We start from the raw sequence: 16,635 nt of genomic DNA on the forward strand, positions 1-16,635 counted from the left end.
TGTATTCGGGAAATTTAAATTCCTTACACTGATAAACAACTAAAGGAGTGTATAAAATGATACATAAAGAAATGAAACCTTTTCCGAAGGATTTTCTATGGGGCGCAGCATCCGCTGCTTATCAAGTAGAGGGAGCCTGGGATGAAGATGGTAAAGGCGTCTCTAACTGGGATAAGTTTGTTAGAATTCCAGGTAAAACGTTTAAAGGGACGACTGGGGATTTAGCAGTCGACCACTATCACCGTTATAAAGAAGATGTTCAATTAATGGCGGAAATGGGCATGAAGGCTTATCGCTTCTCGATTGCATGGACTCGCATCTTTCCTAATGGAAAAGGTGAAGTAAACCAAAAAGGTCTTGAATTTTACGAGAACCTAATCAATGAGTTAATTGAAAACAACATCGAGCCTGTGTTGACATTGTATCATTGGGATTTACCGCAGGCCCTTCAGGATGAGTATGGTGGCTGGGAATCTAGACAAATTATTGAGGACTTTACGAATTATAGCATTGAGTTATTCAAGCGCTTTGGTGATCGAGTGAAATACTGGGTTAGCTTAAATGAACAAAACATCTTTACGATGCTTGGCTATCGCATGGCTGCACACCCGCCAGGAGTAAAGGATGACAAGTTATTTTATCAGGTCAACCATCATGCAAACCTTGCGAACGCAAATGTTATTAAGGAATTCCGCAAGTATGTGCCAGATGGGAAAATTGGTCCAAGCTTTGCATATTCGCCATCTTATGCTCTATCATCCAATCCAAGGGATATCCTTGCTGCAGAAAATGCAGAGGAACTAAATGCTCATTGGTGGATGGATGTCTATGCATGGGGAAGATATCCTAAGGCAGCGTGGAAATATTTAGAAACCAAAGGACTAGCTCCAATGGTTGAAGAAGGCGACTTTGAGCTTCTAAAAGAAGGCAAGCCTGACTTTATGGGATTGAATTATTACCAAACTACAACCTTTGAAGAAAATCCATTAGAAGGCGGCGTTGGTGCTGCAGAAATGAATACAACTGGTAAAAAAGGAACCTCTAAGGATACTGGAATTCCTGGGGTTTATAAAACTGTAGAGAATCCAAACCTGGAAAGAACGGATTGGGATTGGAATATCGATCCACAGGGACTGAGAATTGCGCTCCGTAGAATTACTGACCGCTATGCCCTGCCAATCTTAATTAGCGAGAACGGCTTAGGTGCGTTTGATAAAGTCGAAGAAGGCGATGTTGTCAATGATGACTACCGAATTGATTTTATTCGTGCTCACGTAAAGGAGATTCAGGAGGCAATTTCTGACGGGGTTGACATGATGGGATATTGTGTCTGGTCCTTTACTGACTTATTAAGCTGGTTGAATGGATTCCAAAAACGCTATGGTTTTGTTTATGTAAATCAGCATGAGGAAGGGGACCATGACCTTCGTCGTATTAAAAAGAAAAGTTTCTATTGGTATAAAGAAGTGATCGAATCAAATGGAGAAAAACTTTAAACGTTTTTCTTTGTTCTATCACATTCCCCCTCGCATGGTTCTTATGTGAGGGCTTTTTTTATTGGAGGACTAATTACGGTTTTAAAAAGTGGTGGCTAATGCTTCTATACCTCATGCAAAAGCAGTGAAACCGATGTTTCTGAGGACAAGTGGCGGGACTAAATCATGAAGCTTGCCATAGAAGAAGGAATGATCGCTTTAGAGCTAGATTAATAGGAGACAGATGTTCCTAAAAGGATGGGAAAGATCAATACCCTGAAAAAACGGATTAACTACCATGAAGGATCGAGTGTTGTTTGTGGGATTTTATCTGTAAAAAATGAGCCCAAATATTGTCGCGATCTGGCGGCTGCTCAATTATTAGCCTTGGCGATATCGATTCATATGTTATACGTCCCTCAGGTTGTCCCAAGGTTTTATATGTTAATGAATTGGATGGTGAGGGTGATTTTTAGTGTCCCTCCTATATTCGAAGTCCCCTTTATGATGGCCATCGGAATGCTTCCAACAAGAATTGATCATGCAATACTAGTGAAGATTGCTTCTTCCCAAGCTAGTTTGAATCGACAAGGAAAGCGGTTTCTGTAGGAGCGAAAAAAATAAATGGTTGCTAGAGTTAGATCCACTATATTTCGCTATTCTTTTATTTAGTTCTTAGATGTTGTTTATGTACTTCCTTTGTATGTGCAAAGCCCTAAATTCAGTCAAAAATGGATTATATCTGGCTTTTTCATATTGATAGCCAATCTTTTTACCAAGTTTTAAATCAGTTTTGTGGTTTGTAATCTCAAAAAGTATAGAAACCGATTTCTAATATTCCGAAAAAAGTATTGTTTTTTATCAGAATGGGCTTTATAATTTGGTTTGTAAGCGGTTGCAGAAAGGTTTTCGCAATCAGAACATCGAAACCGGTTTCCGAAGAATTTGGGCTTCATTATGTAAACAAAAATTCTATTAGAGGAGGTTGAAGAAACAAATATAGAAAAATAGTAATATAGGAAAAGCATTACTACTAAAAAATACTGGGGGTCCTGATTTTGAAAAAAGTAATGAAGAAATTTCTTTCACTTGCATTAACACCTGCACTAGCCTTCTCATTAGTAGCTTGTAGCGGAGGAAATGAAGGTGCTTCGAATACAGAGAAAAGCGGAGACGAGAAAGTTGAATTAACGTTTTGGACATTCGGTGCTACTGGGTATGAAGATTTAGCACAGGAATATTCAAACGTAAATCCAAATGTAACAGTTAAAGTAAGGTCTGCTGAAACAGCAGAGCATCATGATGCATTATTCACAGCATTATCTGCTGGAAGTGGTGCACCTGATATCGCGATGTTAGAAGTTGACCAGTTTGACCGATTTAAAGCAGCGCAGGATCGCTTTGAAAATCTATATGACCTTGGCGCGAAGGATGTTCAGGGTGACTATCTAGATTGGAAATGGACAGCTGGTGAAAACCAAGAAGGCGATTTCTTATTCGGTTTACCAACTGATATCGGTCCTAAAGGATTATACTATCGTACAGATGTATTTGAAGAAGCTGGTTTACCATCAGACCCAGCGGAGGTTGCTTCTTTAATTAACTCACCAGAAGCTTTCCAAGAAGCAGGTCTTCAAGTAAAAGACAAAACGGGGAAACCATTTGTTGACAGTATTGAAATGGCTTACCGTGCATATTTAGATGCGGCTCAAATTTCTTACTTCAATCCAGATGGAACACTTGCGTTAGATGATGAGGGCAGTGCGGTTAAAGAAGCTTATGACTATGCAGTGAAGTTAAATGACATGGGCATCGTTGGTAAGTTTGATATGTGGACACCTGAATGGGCTAATGCTGTAAATAAAGGTGAATTTGCTGCTGAATTAGGCGCTGGCTGGTTAAAAGGTTGGATGGAAGGTAATGCAACAGATGCAGTTGGAAAATGGAGAGTTGCAACACTGCCTACTGAATTCGCTGCAAACTGGGGCGGGTCTTACATCGCAATACCAAGTGAAACTGAAAATGCACAAGCGGCTTATGATTTCGTAGAATGGTTAGTTTCTCCTGAAAACCAATTGAAATCATTCCAAAGCCATGGTTTATTCCCATCTGCACCAGCTGTGTATGAAATGGAAGAATTCAAAGCAAACGAAGATGAGTTCTTTGGTGGACAAACAACAGCTACAGTTTTCGCTGAAGCTGCACAAGCCATCGAAGGTGCTGTTTACAAAGGTGAAAAATACTTCCCAGTTCATAACGAAATTCTAAATGCGCTTAAAAATGTTCAAAACAAAAATGCAGACCCTGAGAAAGAATGGAAAGCTGCTGTTAAACGTTCAGAAGATTTACTAGCTCGTTAATCTAAGATTTTAATAGCAATTAATTGGATATGGTGACCTTATGGGCCACCATATCCTACTTTAACAGGAAAAGAGGTGTGAACATGGCTGCTATCAATCATTCTAAAGTAAAAAAGAAGAGGTTCATGTCTGAGGAAAAGAAGGATAGAGTCTCCGGATACTTATATATAGCGCCTTTCTTCATTATTTTTGCCATTATAGGGTTATACCCAGCTTTATTCAGTATCTTTCTAGGGTTCCAAAAATGGAATGGATTGGGTCCAATGACATTTGTTGGTTTTGATAACTTTAAAGTTGTCCTAACTGATCCTCTATTTTGGAAGTCTGTCTACAATACAATTGTCATGGGTATTATGGGAACTGCACCACAGTTGGTTTTTGGAATTCTTTTTGCATATTTATTAAATTTAGCGTTTCTTAAATTTAAAAATGTCTTCCGAGTAACCATTTTTATGCCATACATTACTTCCATGGTTGCAGTAGCTCTAATCTTTAGTGTCCTTTTCAGTGACCATGAATCTTCCCTTGCGAACTATGTGTTAACTCTAGCAGGTCTTGATCCTGTCCATTGGGGAACTTCCGAGTGGGGGACTAAGATTGCTATTTCTATAATGGTGTTTTGGAGATGGGTAGGATATAACACTATTATTTATCTTGCTGGAATTCAAAGTATTCCAAACGATTTATATGAAGCAGCTACAATTGATGGGGCAAATAAGTTCCAACAGCTCTTCTATATCACAATGCCAATGTTGAAGCCATTTATTATTTTAACTGTATTCACATCAACCGTTGGAGCCTTGCAATTGTTCTCTGAACCAACCGTTTTCCTAGGGACAAGTGCCTTTACAAGAGATGAAGCAATGACGATTGTTATGTACTTGTATCGCGATGCATTTAAATTACAATCCTTTGGGACAGCTTCTGCTACGGCCATCATTTTATTAGTTCTAATCACGGTCTTTGTTGCAATTAACACGCTAATAGCATCAGGTTATGGTAGAAAAAAAAGGGGTGAAAGTGAATGAGTAAACCAAATGGAAAAAAGGTATCAATGAGTAAAATATTGATTTACTTATTTCTATCCCTTGCATCCTTACTTTCATTGTTCCCGTTTTATTGGATGTTTGTTATGGCTACAAGCCCTAGCTCGGCTTATAACACGATTCCCCCGACATTAAAACCGGGGAACTTACTTGTAGAAAACTTTCAGAAGGTATTAGGCCAAGTCGATTTCTTCCAAGCTATGTGGAACTCGTTTGTCATCTGTACAATCGTAACACTTGTGGTTCTGTTTATTAGTTCCTTAGCAGGATTTGCTTTTGCAAAATTTAAGTTCCCTGGAAAAAACGTCCTTTTTATGCTAGTTTTAACAACTATGATTATTCCACCCCAATTAGGATTAATTCCACAATTTTTCCTAGTTTCTAAAGCAGGGCTTTTAGATACATTACCCGGTGTAATGGTTGTGTTCTTTTTAAATCCATTGGGTATTTTCCTTATGAGACAATACGTCAGTGAAGCTGTACCGGATGAGTTAATTGAAGCTGCAAAATTAGATGGGTGCTCAAACTTTAAAATATACCGTAGCATCGTGCTACCAATTATTTTACCGGCCTTTGCTACATTAGGGATTATCGTCTTTACGGCTGTTTGGGGAGAATTCCTATGGCAGTTTACAGTACTAAGAGATCCGGAAAACTACACAATTCAGGTTGCCTTAGCACAATTAAGCAATACACGTAATATTGATTTTGGTATGATTATGTCAGGTGTATTCTGGGCAACTGTGCCATTACTAGTTATCTTCTTAGCGTTTAACCGTTTATTTATTTCTAGTATTACTGAGGGATCTGTTAAGTAAAGCAACGCGTTAGTCCCCCTGCTTAATCTTGTTGTATTAGTTAACTCCAGTAATCTGTTTATAAAAATATAATTTTGAAAGAATTGAAGGGATAAAAAATGAGTCTAACTATAAAAGATATTGCAAAGATGGCAGGGGTTTCCCCATCCACGGTATCAAAGGTATTAAATAATTACGGTGGCATTAACCCGGAAACGAAGCGAAAAGTAACGGAGGTCATTCAAAAGGTGGATTACCAACCTAACTTTTCTGCTAGGTCTCTTGCGACTAAAAAGTCCAACCTGATTGGATTAATTTATGCAGGTAAGATAAACGTAGACATGACTCACCCTTTTTTTAATGAAGTTATATCCACGTTTAAAAAGGCAATTGGGCAATTAGGTTATGATATTATCATGTTCTCCAATGAGCAATTTCGTCAAGATAATGGCAGTTATATCGCACGTTGCAGGCACTTCCATGTGGATGGATGTCTAGTAATTGCAGGTGAAGAGGTAGAAGAATTGATCTATGAACTAGCGAGGGGAGGCTTCCCATGCATGGGTATTGACATTGAGTTGACCGGCCCAAGGTCGAGTTATTTAATGACTGATAACGTGAATTTGTCTAGAAAAGTAGTGGAGTATTTTTATTTGAACTCTATTAGGGAAATTGGCTTTATCGGTGGAAGACGTGATTCTCAGATTTCCAATCTCAGAAAACAAGGGTTTATAGAAGCTATGAATCAATTTGGACTAATCGTCAAGGATGAATGGATTCGATATGGAGACTTCCATGAGGATAGTGGATATAGAGCAATGAAAGAGGTTTTAAAATCAAAGTCGTATCCTGAAGCAATTTTCTGCGCCTCCGATTTGATGGCGCTGGGGGCTATTACAGCCATTAAGGAAGAGGGTTTAAAGGTCCCAGATGATATTCGGATTGTTGGTTGTGATGACATTGCGGCTTGTCGATACAGTGACCCCAAACTGACTACAGTCAAGCAGGATAAAGAAAAGTTTGGAAAATTAGCTGCTTATATGTTGAATGATCTCATTAATGGTACATCCCAATTAAAGCCCGTACTCATTGACTCTGAATTGATTGTTCGAGACTCATGTGGTGGCCGGGAATTATCAAGAGGTGAAGAAAGCGAAAGAATCCAATCTGCTATTACGTTAGGTTTGAAGTCATAAATTTAGATTGGAGGGTTATCCATGAATTATTATGCGGTTCTTGATGTGGGCGGTTCTTCTATTAAGTTTGCCTTGATGAGTGAAGCTGGCGAGTTTATAGAAAGGTCCATGGTTCCCACTCCGAGAGAGGGAATTCAAGTCTTTATTGATACGATCGAAACGATCGTTAAAAATTTTCAAAACATGCACCCTCTAAAGGGGATTGCCCTAAGTATGCCCGGAGCAGTGGATGTTGAGTCAGGTGTGATTTATGGAGCAAGTGCGATTCCATATATCCATGGACCGAATATCAAACAGCTTCTACAGGAACGTACAGGTTTACCTGTTGAACTTGAAAATGATGCGAACTGTGCCGGACTAGCAGAAGGTTGGATTGGTGCAGCAAAGCATGTCCAAGACTACATATGTATCGTCATTGGTACTGGAGTTGGTGGCGCCCTCGTATTAGACAAAAAGGTTCGCCATGGAAAAAACCTCCATGGTGGAGAGTTTGGCTTCATGATAATGGAAGATTATCTTGAGCAGCCATTTGGTGTAAGTTTAAGTTCCTTAGGTGCTACAGGTGGATTAGTAAAACTTGTAGCAAAGCGAAAGGGAATGGATCCGAGTTTGCTTAATGGGAAGATTATTTTTGAAATGGCTGATTCTGGTGATGAGGACGTACAGGATGAGATTCGCAAGTTCATTAAGCGGCTAGCTGTTGGTATCTTAAACTTGCAGTATTCCATCGACCCTGAGAAAATCTTAATCGGTGGTGCAATTAGCCAACGTCAAGACCTAATTGACGGAATAAATGAAGCGTTAGCACAGATGAAAAATAACGTATATAATTTAACCATTAAAGTGGAAAGATGCCAATTTGGGAATGATTCCAATTTAATAGGAGCCCTCTATCATTTCCTTCAAAGAAAAACAAAACTGAATTAACAACTATGTCTAGTCTCTCTTTTATTTATTCTAAAATAGAAAAAGGGTAGACTTTTTCTATTTTAAATGTCATTACAAATAAATGAAGAATTAGTGCCAGAAAAGGCCCTTAAAGAGGCCATTATGCAATTATTAAGTGGCTGTATGAATACGGGGTTGAACCGGACTCACGCGCGCCAATTTTTGCTTTATTATATTAATTCTCCACTTAACTCTTCAATCGTGCACTTTGCCTCTCCATAGTACCTCTCTTGTTTTAGAAGGCCAAAAAAGTTCTCCATCCGGGAGTTATCCAAACAGTATCCTTTTCAGGACATGCTTTGAAAAATTTTATTTCTCTTGAGTGTTGTAACCAACTTTTTATGTTTTGGTATTGCAAGCCTTGATCCGAATGAATCGTTGTCCTAACCCTCGAGTCTTTTACAAATTCAGACTTTGAAAAATAAAGTTCAGCGCAGGAATGCCGACTTCATGAAATGCTTCATGGTCGGATGCGCTTCGCTGATACAGAATTAACTCTGAAGGAGTCCCGATTCGTTCAGCTGTAGCTAATGACGAATCCGTAGCAATGTTTGCCTTTCCATCAAGTGTATTCATATAAATAGCCGTGGCGTTTTCCCAAGCAGTCCCAACCATAACCATTTTGAAGTTTACAAGGCTTCGCTTTTGTTCATTCTCACTTATTTGATTCGCACTAAACCCGTTTTCTTGGTGGGACTGAAGTATTGGCGAGTTTAGTGGACTTGGTTCAAGATGAATTTGCCCATCATTATGCTCGTTGGTACGCCCGATTGATTTTTTATAGGGCAGGAAAGACGAATCACTCTATAGTTTTATCCTGAATCACTGTAGGACGAATGTTTGGTATCATACCGAACAATTACTAGATGCTCGTTCAGCGGAACAAAGGAATCTTCTAAAGGAGAGAATTGAACAAAATGCGTGCGATTGGGCTGCAGGTGGTAAATGTACGCCCATTTAGGGTGTTGAGGAAACTGGCACCCATGGCGAGGAAAACGGATTAGTCTGTTGTAATAAAAGCGCTGAAATCTCTCCAATTGTCGATGTTGCGGTCGAAATTGAGACAGGAACTGAAGTAATTGCAGGGTCTACTAGATTGAAAGCAGGCACTGCCCAAAAAATGGCCCTTAATATTTTCTCTACTGCAACGATGATTAAAGTAGGAAAGGTATATAAGAATTTAATGGTTGATCTCGTTGTGAGTAACAGTAAATTGCATGATCGGGCTATCAGAATCATTGAGGAAGCAACAGGAGCTACATATGAGAAGGCAGCTGAGGCCTTTAAGTCCTCAGATAACGAGGTAAAAACAGCTATTGTCTTAATCTTAACTGGTAAGACAGTGGAAGAAATTAATGAAAAGCTCGTTAAACATCACGGTAAGGTTCGAGATGTTTTGTTAGAATTTGGAAAAGGTGACAAGCAGTGAGCTTACTCACTAAAGTTAGAGTTTATATTGTGTATTAGTAGGCAGGCATGATTCTGGTATTAAACCGGACTCATGCCTGAATTGCTTGTTAGGACCTGACGGTATCCCTATTTACCATTATTTGCACATTACTAGATGGTGGTATGTTATTAAAAACCACGGATAGTTATTATAGTAATATCAGTTATGAGCTTGAGACCTTTGAAGAACCTATTCTTTTCATACCTCATACCCATACTTCATCAACTCAGATAGTTCCTGACAAGCTGTTTTAAGAAGATCAATAAAGACCTCAAGTTCCTGGTCACTCACTCTTGAAATTAATGTCGAAATACTAATGGCAGCGAGTACTTGACCTTTTCCGTTGAAGATAGGCACAGCTGCGCAGCGAACTCCTTGTTCATTTTCCTGGTCATCGATGGCGTAGCCTTGTTGCTGGATATTCTCTATTTCTCTTCGAAACAACGCTTCATTGGTAATGGTACTCGTTGTTTGGTGCTGGTAAGGATACTCTTTTAATAGTCGTTGAATCTCAGCTGGTGTTTGATAAGCTAACAGGGCTTTTCCGATTGCTGTAGAGTGAAGGGGAAGCCTTCTGCCAATTCGAGAGTATCGAATGATTGATTGCTTTCCTTCTACTTTATCAATATACACCCCTTCATTTCCGTCTAAAATCCCCAAGTGTACCGTTTGTCCTGTTTTTTCAGAAAGTGCAAGAAGGTAGTTCCGCGCCACTTTACTAATGTCCATATTGCTGATGACAAGATTTCCCCGTTCCGCTAACTTCAACCCTAAACGATATTTTCCATTTTCCGGATTTTGATTGATATAGGAATATTCTTGGAGTGTTTTTAGCAGGGAATGAACCGTACTTTTATGAAGGTCCATTTTCTCACTAATTTCTGTTATTTTTAGTTCCGTTGTATGCTCATCAAATAAATCCATGATTTTCAGAGCCCGTTCAACCGATTGAATGATAGGCATAGTAAAACCTCACTTGTTCTATATTATAAAACTATGTCTTATTATACCAAAATAAAGATAGATGTGAAGGATGAAAAACTAAAGAATAACGTTCAACTTAAATAAATAGGCTTGTAACGGAATCGACACAATGTTAGCGTTTGCCCAAAATATCGTGTGCTATAATGAAATTGTTAAAAGCGAAATAGTAAAACGGTGTTTTATAATATAAAACAAAGCGCGTTCCATCCAACATTGATAGTGAATACATAATGGAGTACATGCGTTTAATCAAGCGGGAATTTACAAAAAGTATGTGGATAGAAAACCATGCGTAGATTTCCTTCGTTTGGTTCCTAGTACACTATTTTGTGAAAAGAATCACATAATAAAATATAACCCATAAGGAGAGATCGTTTATGTTAACACCAAGAAAAATTTATTGGCCAGCAATCAATCTTGTAGGACCTGGAAGTGTAAAGTTTGTCGGAGAAGAAGTAAAGAAATTGGCTTTGACAAAAGCATTGCTTGTCTCTGATAAGGTCTTAGTTGAAAACGGTGTTGTTAAGCAAATCACAGACGCCTTGGATCAAGATGGCATCGTTTATACCATTTTTGACGATGTGAAACCGAATCCAACTACAACCAATGTCCATGAAGGCTTAGCTCTTTTTCAAAAGGAACAATGTGATTTTATCATTACGGTTGGGGGTGGTTCACCTCAAGATACCGGTTCAGCCATTGGGATTCTAGCAACAAACGGTGGAAACATTGCCGATTATGAAGGAGTAAACAAGTCTAAAAATAAATCGGTTCCGATTGTGGCGATTAGTACAACAGCCGGGACTGCCGCTGAGGTAACCATCAATTACGTGATCACTGATGAAACACGCAAATTGAAAATGATTATGGTCGACCCAAACGCGCTGCCAAGCATTGCCGTTAACGACCCTGAATTAATGATGAAAAAGCCTAAAGGATTAACAGCAGCGACAGGATTAGATGCTCTTACTCATGCGATTGAAGGATATACAGCAAATGGGGCATTCGAGCTATCTGATGCGATCGCCTATAAATCAATTGAACTCATTGGAAGGTATGTTGAGAAAGCGGTTGAAGATGGTTCTGATTTGGAAGCACGTTCTGGAATGGGCTGGGGTTCTTATATTGCCGGTCTTTGTTATTCAAATGCTGGACTAGGAATTGTCCATAGTATGGCCCACCAGTTAGGCGGCGAGTATGACCTTCCACACGGTGTTGCCAATGCAATGTTGTTGCCATATGTAATGGAGTTCAATATGGATGCATGTCCACAAAAATTTGCCGATATCGCCCGTGCTTTAGGAGTTGATACATCCGCTGCGGCTACCGTAGAAGAAGCAGCGAACATGGCGATTGATGAAGTTCGACGTATATCCAAATCAGTTGGAATTCCACCACTACGTGAATCAGCTTTCCGCGTTGAAGACGTTGAAAAATTAGCAGAACAAGCTCTGAACGATGCTTGTACAGGAGCAAATCCAAAACCAGTTACAAAAGAAGACATAATCGAAATTTATATGAAGGCATATGAAAATGCACCAGTTGCAGTAGCAGCCCAATAAGGGACGGGGGCGCGGGACAGAGGGACAGGCACCTTGTCCCAGGGGCTGCCACTAATCGGTTACCGCTAGAGTCTGGGATCTCTGGGACAGTGAACCTGTCCCCTTGTCCCACACTCTGAACAGTGGACCTGTACCTAAAAACAAGAATCTAGGAGGGTTATTATGTCAATCGATTCCATTTATGGTGAAGATCACGATAATTTATATGAAATCAATACTCATGCTGAAGGACCGAAGGGAAAGCTTCCGGTTACTCCTGAGATTTTAAAGGAGCGTCCAAGTGGCGATATCTTTGGGATGACGCTGAATGCGGGAATGGGCTGGGACCCAGCTAAGCTATTAGGAAAACAGGTGTTGATGTTAAGTACATTAGGTGGAATCCGAAATGATGACGGAACTCCTGTGGCAATGGGCTTACATACTGGTCACTATGAAATCGGCGTCCAGATGAATAAGGCAGCGGCTGTCATTAAAGAGGCTGGCGGTGTTCCTTATGCAGGCCATGTTTCCGACCCATGTGACGGGCGGACACAAGGAACAACAGGGATGTTTGACTCCCTGCCATACCGCAATGATGCTGCGATTGTCTTCCGTCGCTTGTATCGTTCACTTCCTACTGCAGAAGCAGTAATTGGCTTAGCCGCTTGTGACAAAGGACTACCGGCAATGATGATGGCGCTTGCCTCGATGCATGATGTTCCAACGATTTTAATTCCTGGCGGCTCTACGCTTCAAGCAAAAGAAGGGGAAGACAATGGAACCGTCCAAACCATCGGAGCGCGCTTCTCAAGAGGAGAACTCTCTTTGGAACAAGCGGCAATTGAGGGATGCCGTGCTTGTGCAAGTGCTGGAGGTGGTTGCCAATTCTTAGGTACAGCAGGTACTTCACAGGTTATTTCCGAGGGTTTAGGTCTCGCGCTTCCACATACAGCTTTAGCTCCATCTAGTACATCAATTTGGGCAGAAATCGGAACACAAGCGGCAAAAGCCGTTCTTGAGTTAGAAGCACAAGGCATCACGACAAAAGATATTCTGACAGACAAAGCGATTGAAAATGCAATGGTAATCCATGCGGCATTTGGCGGTTCAACGAATTTGCTTCTTCATATGCCAGCGATCGCTCATGCCGCAGGACTGCCTATTCCTACTGTTGAGGATTGGGCACGAATCAATTCGAAAGTTCCAAGACTCGTAAGCGTTCTTCCGATGGGACCGGTGAACCATCCAACTTCTCGTGTGTTCTTGGCTGGTGGGGTTCCAGAAGTAATGCTACATTTACGAAAACTGGGCTTGCTGCATGAAGATGTTCTAACGGCAACAGGTAAAACGCTTAAAGAGAATTTAGATTGGTGGGAAACTTCCGAGCGTCGTAGAAAGTGCAGAGAGCGTTTAGTGGAAATCGATGGTGTACAACCAGATGATGTCATTATGAGCCCTGAACAGGCAAAAGAACGTGGCATGACTTCGACGGTAACATTCCCAATTGGAAATATTGCCCCTGAAGGTTCTGTTGTAAAATCAACCGCGATTGATCCTTCCGTCATTGGGGAAGATGGCGTGTTCAGACATACTGGTCAAGCGAAAGTCTTCACTTCAGAAAAAGCTGCGATCAAAGCAATTAAGGTTGGTGACATCGAAGCAGGTGACATCATGGTCGTCCTTGGTGCAGGTCCAATGGGAACTGGGATGGAGGAAACCTACCAGTTAACTTCTGCTCTGAAGCACTTGCCATTCGGGAAGCGTGTTTCCTTGATTACCGATGCTCGTTTCTCTGGCGTTTCTACTGGGGCTTGTTTCGGCCATGTTGGCCCTGAAGCTTTAGCTGGGGGACCACTTGGGAAGGTGCGCGATGGAGATGTGATTGAAATTATCGTCGACTGCCTCAACCTAGAAGGATCGATTAACTTCATCGGAACCAAAGACACGCCATTAACATGGGATGAAGGAGCAAAAGTCCTAGAAGCACGTGATCCAAATCCAGGCATGCAGCCGGATGAGGACCTTCCAGATGACACCCGTTTATGGGCCGGCCTTCAATCTGTAAGTGGGGGAACGTGGAAAGGATGTATCTATGATGTCGACGCGATCCTAGAAGTCCTTGAAGCTGGTAAAAAAGCATTAGCAAAAGAAAAAGAAAAAGATTTGGTCACGAATTGAGGATTGTTTTTTATAGATTGGGAGATTCCTAGTGCTGGTTGACCACCTGCAAAGGGTGGTCATGTACTAAGGTGCAAGGAAATGACCATTTTAGTGTGGATGATTCAAGAGAAATACGGTGCCAACAAAAACAATTGTTTGAGCTCTAATTCTTTATGAATCATCCCCAATTTTAAGATAGATGTAAACGATTCCTAATGATTTTTGTAAAATATTGCCCAAAATCTGAGCTATTTACATAGGAAAATGGAGGATCATCATCATGCCATTATTTATAGTTGCTATCGGGATTGTTGTCTTACTTATTTTAATTACAGGTTTTAAGTTAAACACGTTTGTTTCTTTAATTATTGTCTCCTTTGGGGTCGCGTTAGCTCTTGGGATGCCGCTTGATAGCATCGTCTCTTCGATTGAAGGAGGATTAGGCGGAACCCTCGGTCATATTGCGTTAATCTTTGGACTTGGTGCGATGCTTGGAAAATTAATTGCCGATGCTGGCGGTGCCCAGCGAATTGCGATGACCCTTATCGACAAGTTTGGTGAAAAGAACATCCAATGGGCCGTTGTGGTTGCGTCCTTTATTGTCGGGATTGCCTTATTCTTCGAAGTAGGATTAGTTCTCCTTATTCCAATTGTTTTTACCATTGCGAAACAGTTAAGAGTTTCGATTGTTTATTTAGGAATTCCAATGGCTGCTGCTTTACTGGCTACCCATGGATTTTTACCTCCTCATCCAGGACCAACGGCTATTGCTGGTGAATATGGCGCTGATATTGGGATGGTTCTACTTTACGGAATCATTGTGGCGATTCCAACGGTTATTTTAGCAGGTCCGGTCTATACAAAGTTAGCGAAAAAAATTATTCCGAGTGCTTTTAATAAAAGCGGAAACATTGATTCTTTAGGTGAGCAAAAAACCTTTAAACTTGAAGAAACACCTGGATTTGGCATTAGTGTGTTAACTTCGATGTTCCCGGTTATTTTAATGTCGATTGCAACGATTATTAATATGATTCAAACTTCTGGTGGAATCGAAGATAACGCATTTTTCACAGTGGTTCGTCTTTTAGGAAATGCCTCTACTTCCATGTTAATCTCGTTAATTCTCGCTTTTTATACGATGGGTATTGCTAGAAAGATTCCGGTTAAAACCGTTATGAATTCCTGCGCTGTTTCGATTAGTCATATCGGGATGATGCTGTTAATCATTGGCGGCGGTGGTGCTTTCAAACAAGTCTTAATTGACGGTGGGGTTGGTGACTATGTCGCTGAACTATTTACAGGTACCAACATCTCTCCGCTTTTACTCGCCTGGGTTGTGGCGGCCATCTTACGTATCTCACTAGGTTCCGCAACAGTTGCAGCCTTATCGACTGCAGGATTAGTCATACCGTTACTTGGTCAATACGATGTAAACCTAGCGCTTGTGGTCTTGGCAACTGGAGCAGGAAGTTCCATCTGTTCCCATGTTAATGACGCTGGTTTCTGGATGATCAAAGAATACTTTGGATTGAGTATGAAAGAAACGTTTGGTACATGGACAGTACTTTCAACGATTACCTCAGTAGCAGGATTAGGCTTTATTTTATTATTGAACTTATTTGTTTAGTTAACTTGAGTTTTAGTAAGGAGAGAGTAGGATGAAAAAGGCTGAATTTTTAACGCCTGTTGTCACTGCCTTTGACATTGACGGACAATTGGATCATCAGGCAAATAAAAACATTTATGATTTCTTGATTGATGGAGGCGTAGACGGGTTAGTCATCATGGGGAGTACGGGTGAGTTTTTCTCGATGGAGGCTGTTCAGAAGAAAGAATTGATTGACCTTGTGGTTGATCATGTGAATCATCGAACAAAGGTTTATATCGGGACGGCGTGTATGACAGTGGAGGAAACAGTAAATCTATCAAACTACGCGTTAAATGCCGGCGCAGATGGCGTCATGATTGTCAGTCCGTATTATTTTTCACTTTCTGATGAGAGCATTGAATTCTTTTATGATCAGGTTGCAGAAGCAGTGAACGGAGATATCTTTCTCTATAATTTCCCTGCAAGAACTGCCCACGACCTGTCTCCAGGAGTCACGCTAAATCTCTTACGAAAACATAGTAATATAAAAGGGTATAAAGATACTGTTACAGAAATGGGGCATACTAGGAAATTAATTCAAACTCTACAAAATGAATTCCCGGACTTTATCGTCTATTCCGGATTTGATGAGAACTTTGCTCATAATGTTTTGAGCGGAGGAAACGGCTGTATTGGCGGTCTCTCGAACCTATATCCAGAAGTATTTGCCGAATGGGTACAGGCCAATAACGCAAAAGATCTAAAAACAGTCGCAGAGGTTCAAAACATCGTTGATAAATTGAGTGAGTTATATGATATCGGTACCCCGTTTATCCCAATTTTGAAAAAGGCCATGATGCTTAGAGGAATTGACTTACAAGGCTATTGCACAAAGCCGTTCCTAGAGCCAAATGAGAAACAGGTTGAGGCAATCAGGAGAGTTTTGGAAGATGTCGATGCATTGATTGGTGAATTGGTGCGCTAGGGACAGGGGGACAGGCACCGTGTCCCAATCTCTTTTAGGGAAACGTTTCAGATGTGTCGCCACCGGAGTTTTGTAGATTGAGAGTTTGGCATTAGATAATCTTGA

The 16,635-nt window shown here is 40.6% G+C and carries 13 protein-coding genes and 2 pseudogenes; 12 read left to right on the top strand and 3 right to left on the bottom strand.

Going from position 1 to position 16,635, the window contains the following annotated elements; translation table 11 throughout:
* Window positions 1-56 precede the first annotated feature (56 nt).
* The 7 genes from H0185_RS20640 to H0185_RS20670 all read left to right on the top strand — a co-directional run bounded on the left by H0185_RS20640 (window position 57) and on the right by H0185_RS20670 (window position 7,801).
* The gene (locus H0185_RS20640; RefSeq protein WP_221875392.1) at window positions 57-1,496 is read left to right on the top strand and encodes a glycoside hydrolase family 1 protein; all 1,440 of its coding nucleotides are present in this window, start codon (window positions 57-59) and stop codon (window positions 1,494-1,496) included.
* A 237-nt stretch (window positions 1,497-1,733) separates the two neighbouring features.
* Window positions 1,734-2,084, top strand: coding sequence for a hypothetical protein (locus H0185_RS20645; protein WP_221875393.1), 351 nt, complete (start codon window positions 1,734-1,736; stop codon window positions 2,082-2,084).
* A gap of 461 nt (window positions 2,085-2,545) precedes the next feature.
* On the top strand, window positions 2,546-3,835 hold the full coding sequence (locus tag H0185_RS20650) for an ABC transporter substrate-binding protein (RefSeq protein ID WP_221875451.1): 1,290 nt from the start codon (window positions 2,546-2,548) through the stop codon (window positions 3,833-3,835).
* An 83-nt stretch (window positions 3,836-3,918) separates the two neighbouring features.
* Entirely contained in the window at window positions 3,919-4,863 is a 945-nt protein-coding gene (locus tag H0185_RS20655; protein WP_221875394.1) for a carbohydrate ABC transporter permease, read from the top strand.
* Complete coding sequence (locus tag H0185_RS20660) at window positions 4,860-5,699, top strand: carbohydrate ABC transporter permease (RefSeq protein ID WP_221875395.1); 840 nt, start codon at window positions 4,860-4,862, stop codon at window positions 5,697-5,699. Before H0185_RS20655 ends, H0185_RS20660 begins: the two co-directional genes overlap by 4 nt.
* Before the next feature lie 98 nt (window positions 5,700-5,797).
* Window positions 5,798-6,874 carry a LacI family DNA-binding transcriptional regulator gene (locus H0185_RS20665; RefSeq protein ID WP_221875396.1) on the top strand — a complete coding sequence of 359 codons (1,077 nt, stop codon included), beginning with the start codon at window positions 5,798-5,800 and terminating at the stop codon, window positions 6,872-6,874.
* 21 nt (window positions 6,875-6,895) lie between these two features.
* The gene (locus tag H0185_RS20670) at window positions 6,896-7,801 is read left to right on the top strand and encodes an ROK family protein (RefSeq protein WP_221875397.1); all 906 of its coding nucleotides are present in this window, start codon (window positions 6,896-6,898) and stop codon (window positions 7,799-7,801) included.
* Between the two features lie 132 nt (window positions 7,802-7,933).
* Here H0185_RS20670 and H0185_RS24110 read toward each other — a convergent pair.
* Window positions 7,934-8,219, bottom strand: a pseudogene (locus tag H0185_RS24110) (IS3 family transposase); the annotation flags it as partial.
* A 2-nt stretch (window positions 8,220-8,221) separates the two neighbouring features.
* Window positions 8,222-8,443: a zinc-binding metallopeptidase family protein gene (locus H0185_RS20675; RefSeq protein WP_246629330.1), complete on the bottom strand. Its 222-nt coding sequence runs from the start codon at window positions 8,441-8,443 to the stop codon at window positions 8,222-8,224.
* A gap of 358 nt (window positions 8,444-8,801) precedes the next feature.
* On the opposite strand from H0185_RS20675, the pseudogene H0185_RS20680 reads away from it, so the two are divergent.
* Window positions 8,802-9,251: pseudogene (locus H0185_RS20680) on the top strand (N-acetylmuramic acid 6-phosphate etherase); the annotation flags it as partial.
* 219 nt (window positions 9,252-9,470) lie between these two features.
* On the opposite strand, the gene H0185_RS20685 reads toward H0185_RS20680, so the two are convergent.
* Window positions 9,471-10,235, bottom strand: a complete 765-nt coding sequence (locus tag H0185_RS20685; protein ID WP_221875398.1) for an IclR family transcriptional regulator — start codon at window positions 10,233-10,235, stop codon at window positions 9,471-9,473.
* 398 nt (window positions 10,236-10,633) lie between these two features.
* Here H0185_RS20685 and H0185_RS20690 point away from each other — a divergent pair, with 398 nt between their 5' ends.
* The 4 genes from H0185_RS20690 to H0185_RS20705 all read left to right on the top strand — a co-directional run bounded on the left by H0185_RS20690 (window position 10,634) and on the right by H0185_RS20705 (window position 16,530).
* Window positions 10,634-11,818, top strand: a complete 1,185-nt coding sequence (locus H0185_RS20690) for an iron-containing alcohol dehydrogenase (protein WP_221875399.1) — start codon at window positions 10,634-10,636, stop codon at window positions 11,816-11,818.
* Window positions 11,819-11,980: 162 nt separating this feature from the next.
* Window positions 11,981-13,975 carry a YjhG/YagF family D-xylonate dehydratase gene (locus H0185_RS20695; protein WP_221875400.1) on the top strand — a complete coding sequence of 665 codons (1,995 nt, stop codon included), beginning with the start codon at window positions 11,981-11,983 and terminating at the stop codon, window positions 13,973-13,975.
* Window positions 13,976-14,237: 262 nt separating this feature from the next.
* Entirely contained in the window at window positions 14,238-15,584 is a 1,347-nt protein-coding gene (locus tag H0185_RS20700) for a GntP family permease (RefSeq protein WP_221875401.1), read from the top strand.
* Window positions 15,585-15,615: 31 nt separating this feature from the next.
* A complete protein-coding gene (locus tag H0185_RS20705) occupies window positions 15,616-16,530 on the top strand; it encodes a dihydrodipicolinate synthase family protein (RefSeq protein WP_221875402.1) in 915 nt (304 codons plus the stop codon).
* Window positions 16,531-16,635 lie beyond the last annotated feature (105 nt).

Source organism: Mesobacillus maritimus (assembly GCF_019749255.1).
In the GTDB taxonomy this organism is placed as follows: domain Bacteria; phylum Bacillota; class Bacilli; order Bacillales; family Cytobacillaceae; genus Mesobacillus_B; species Mesobacillus_B maritimus_A.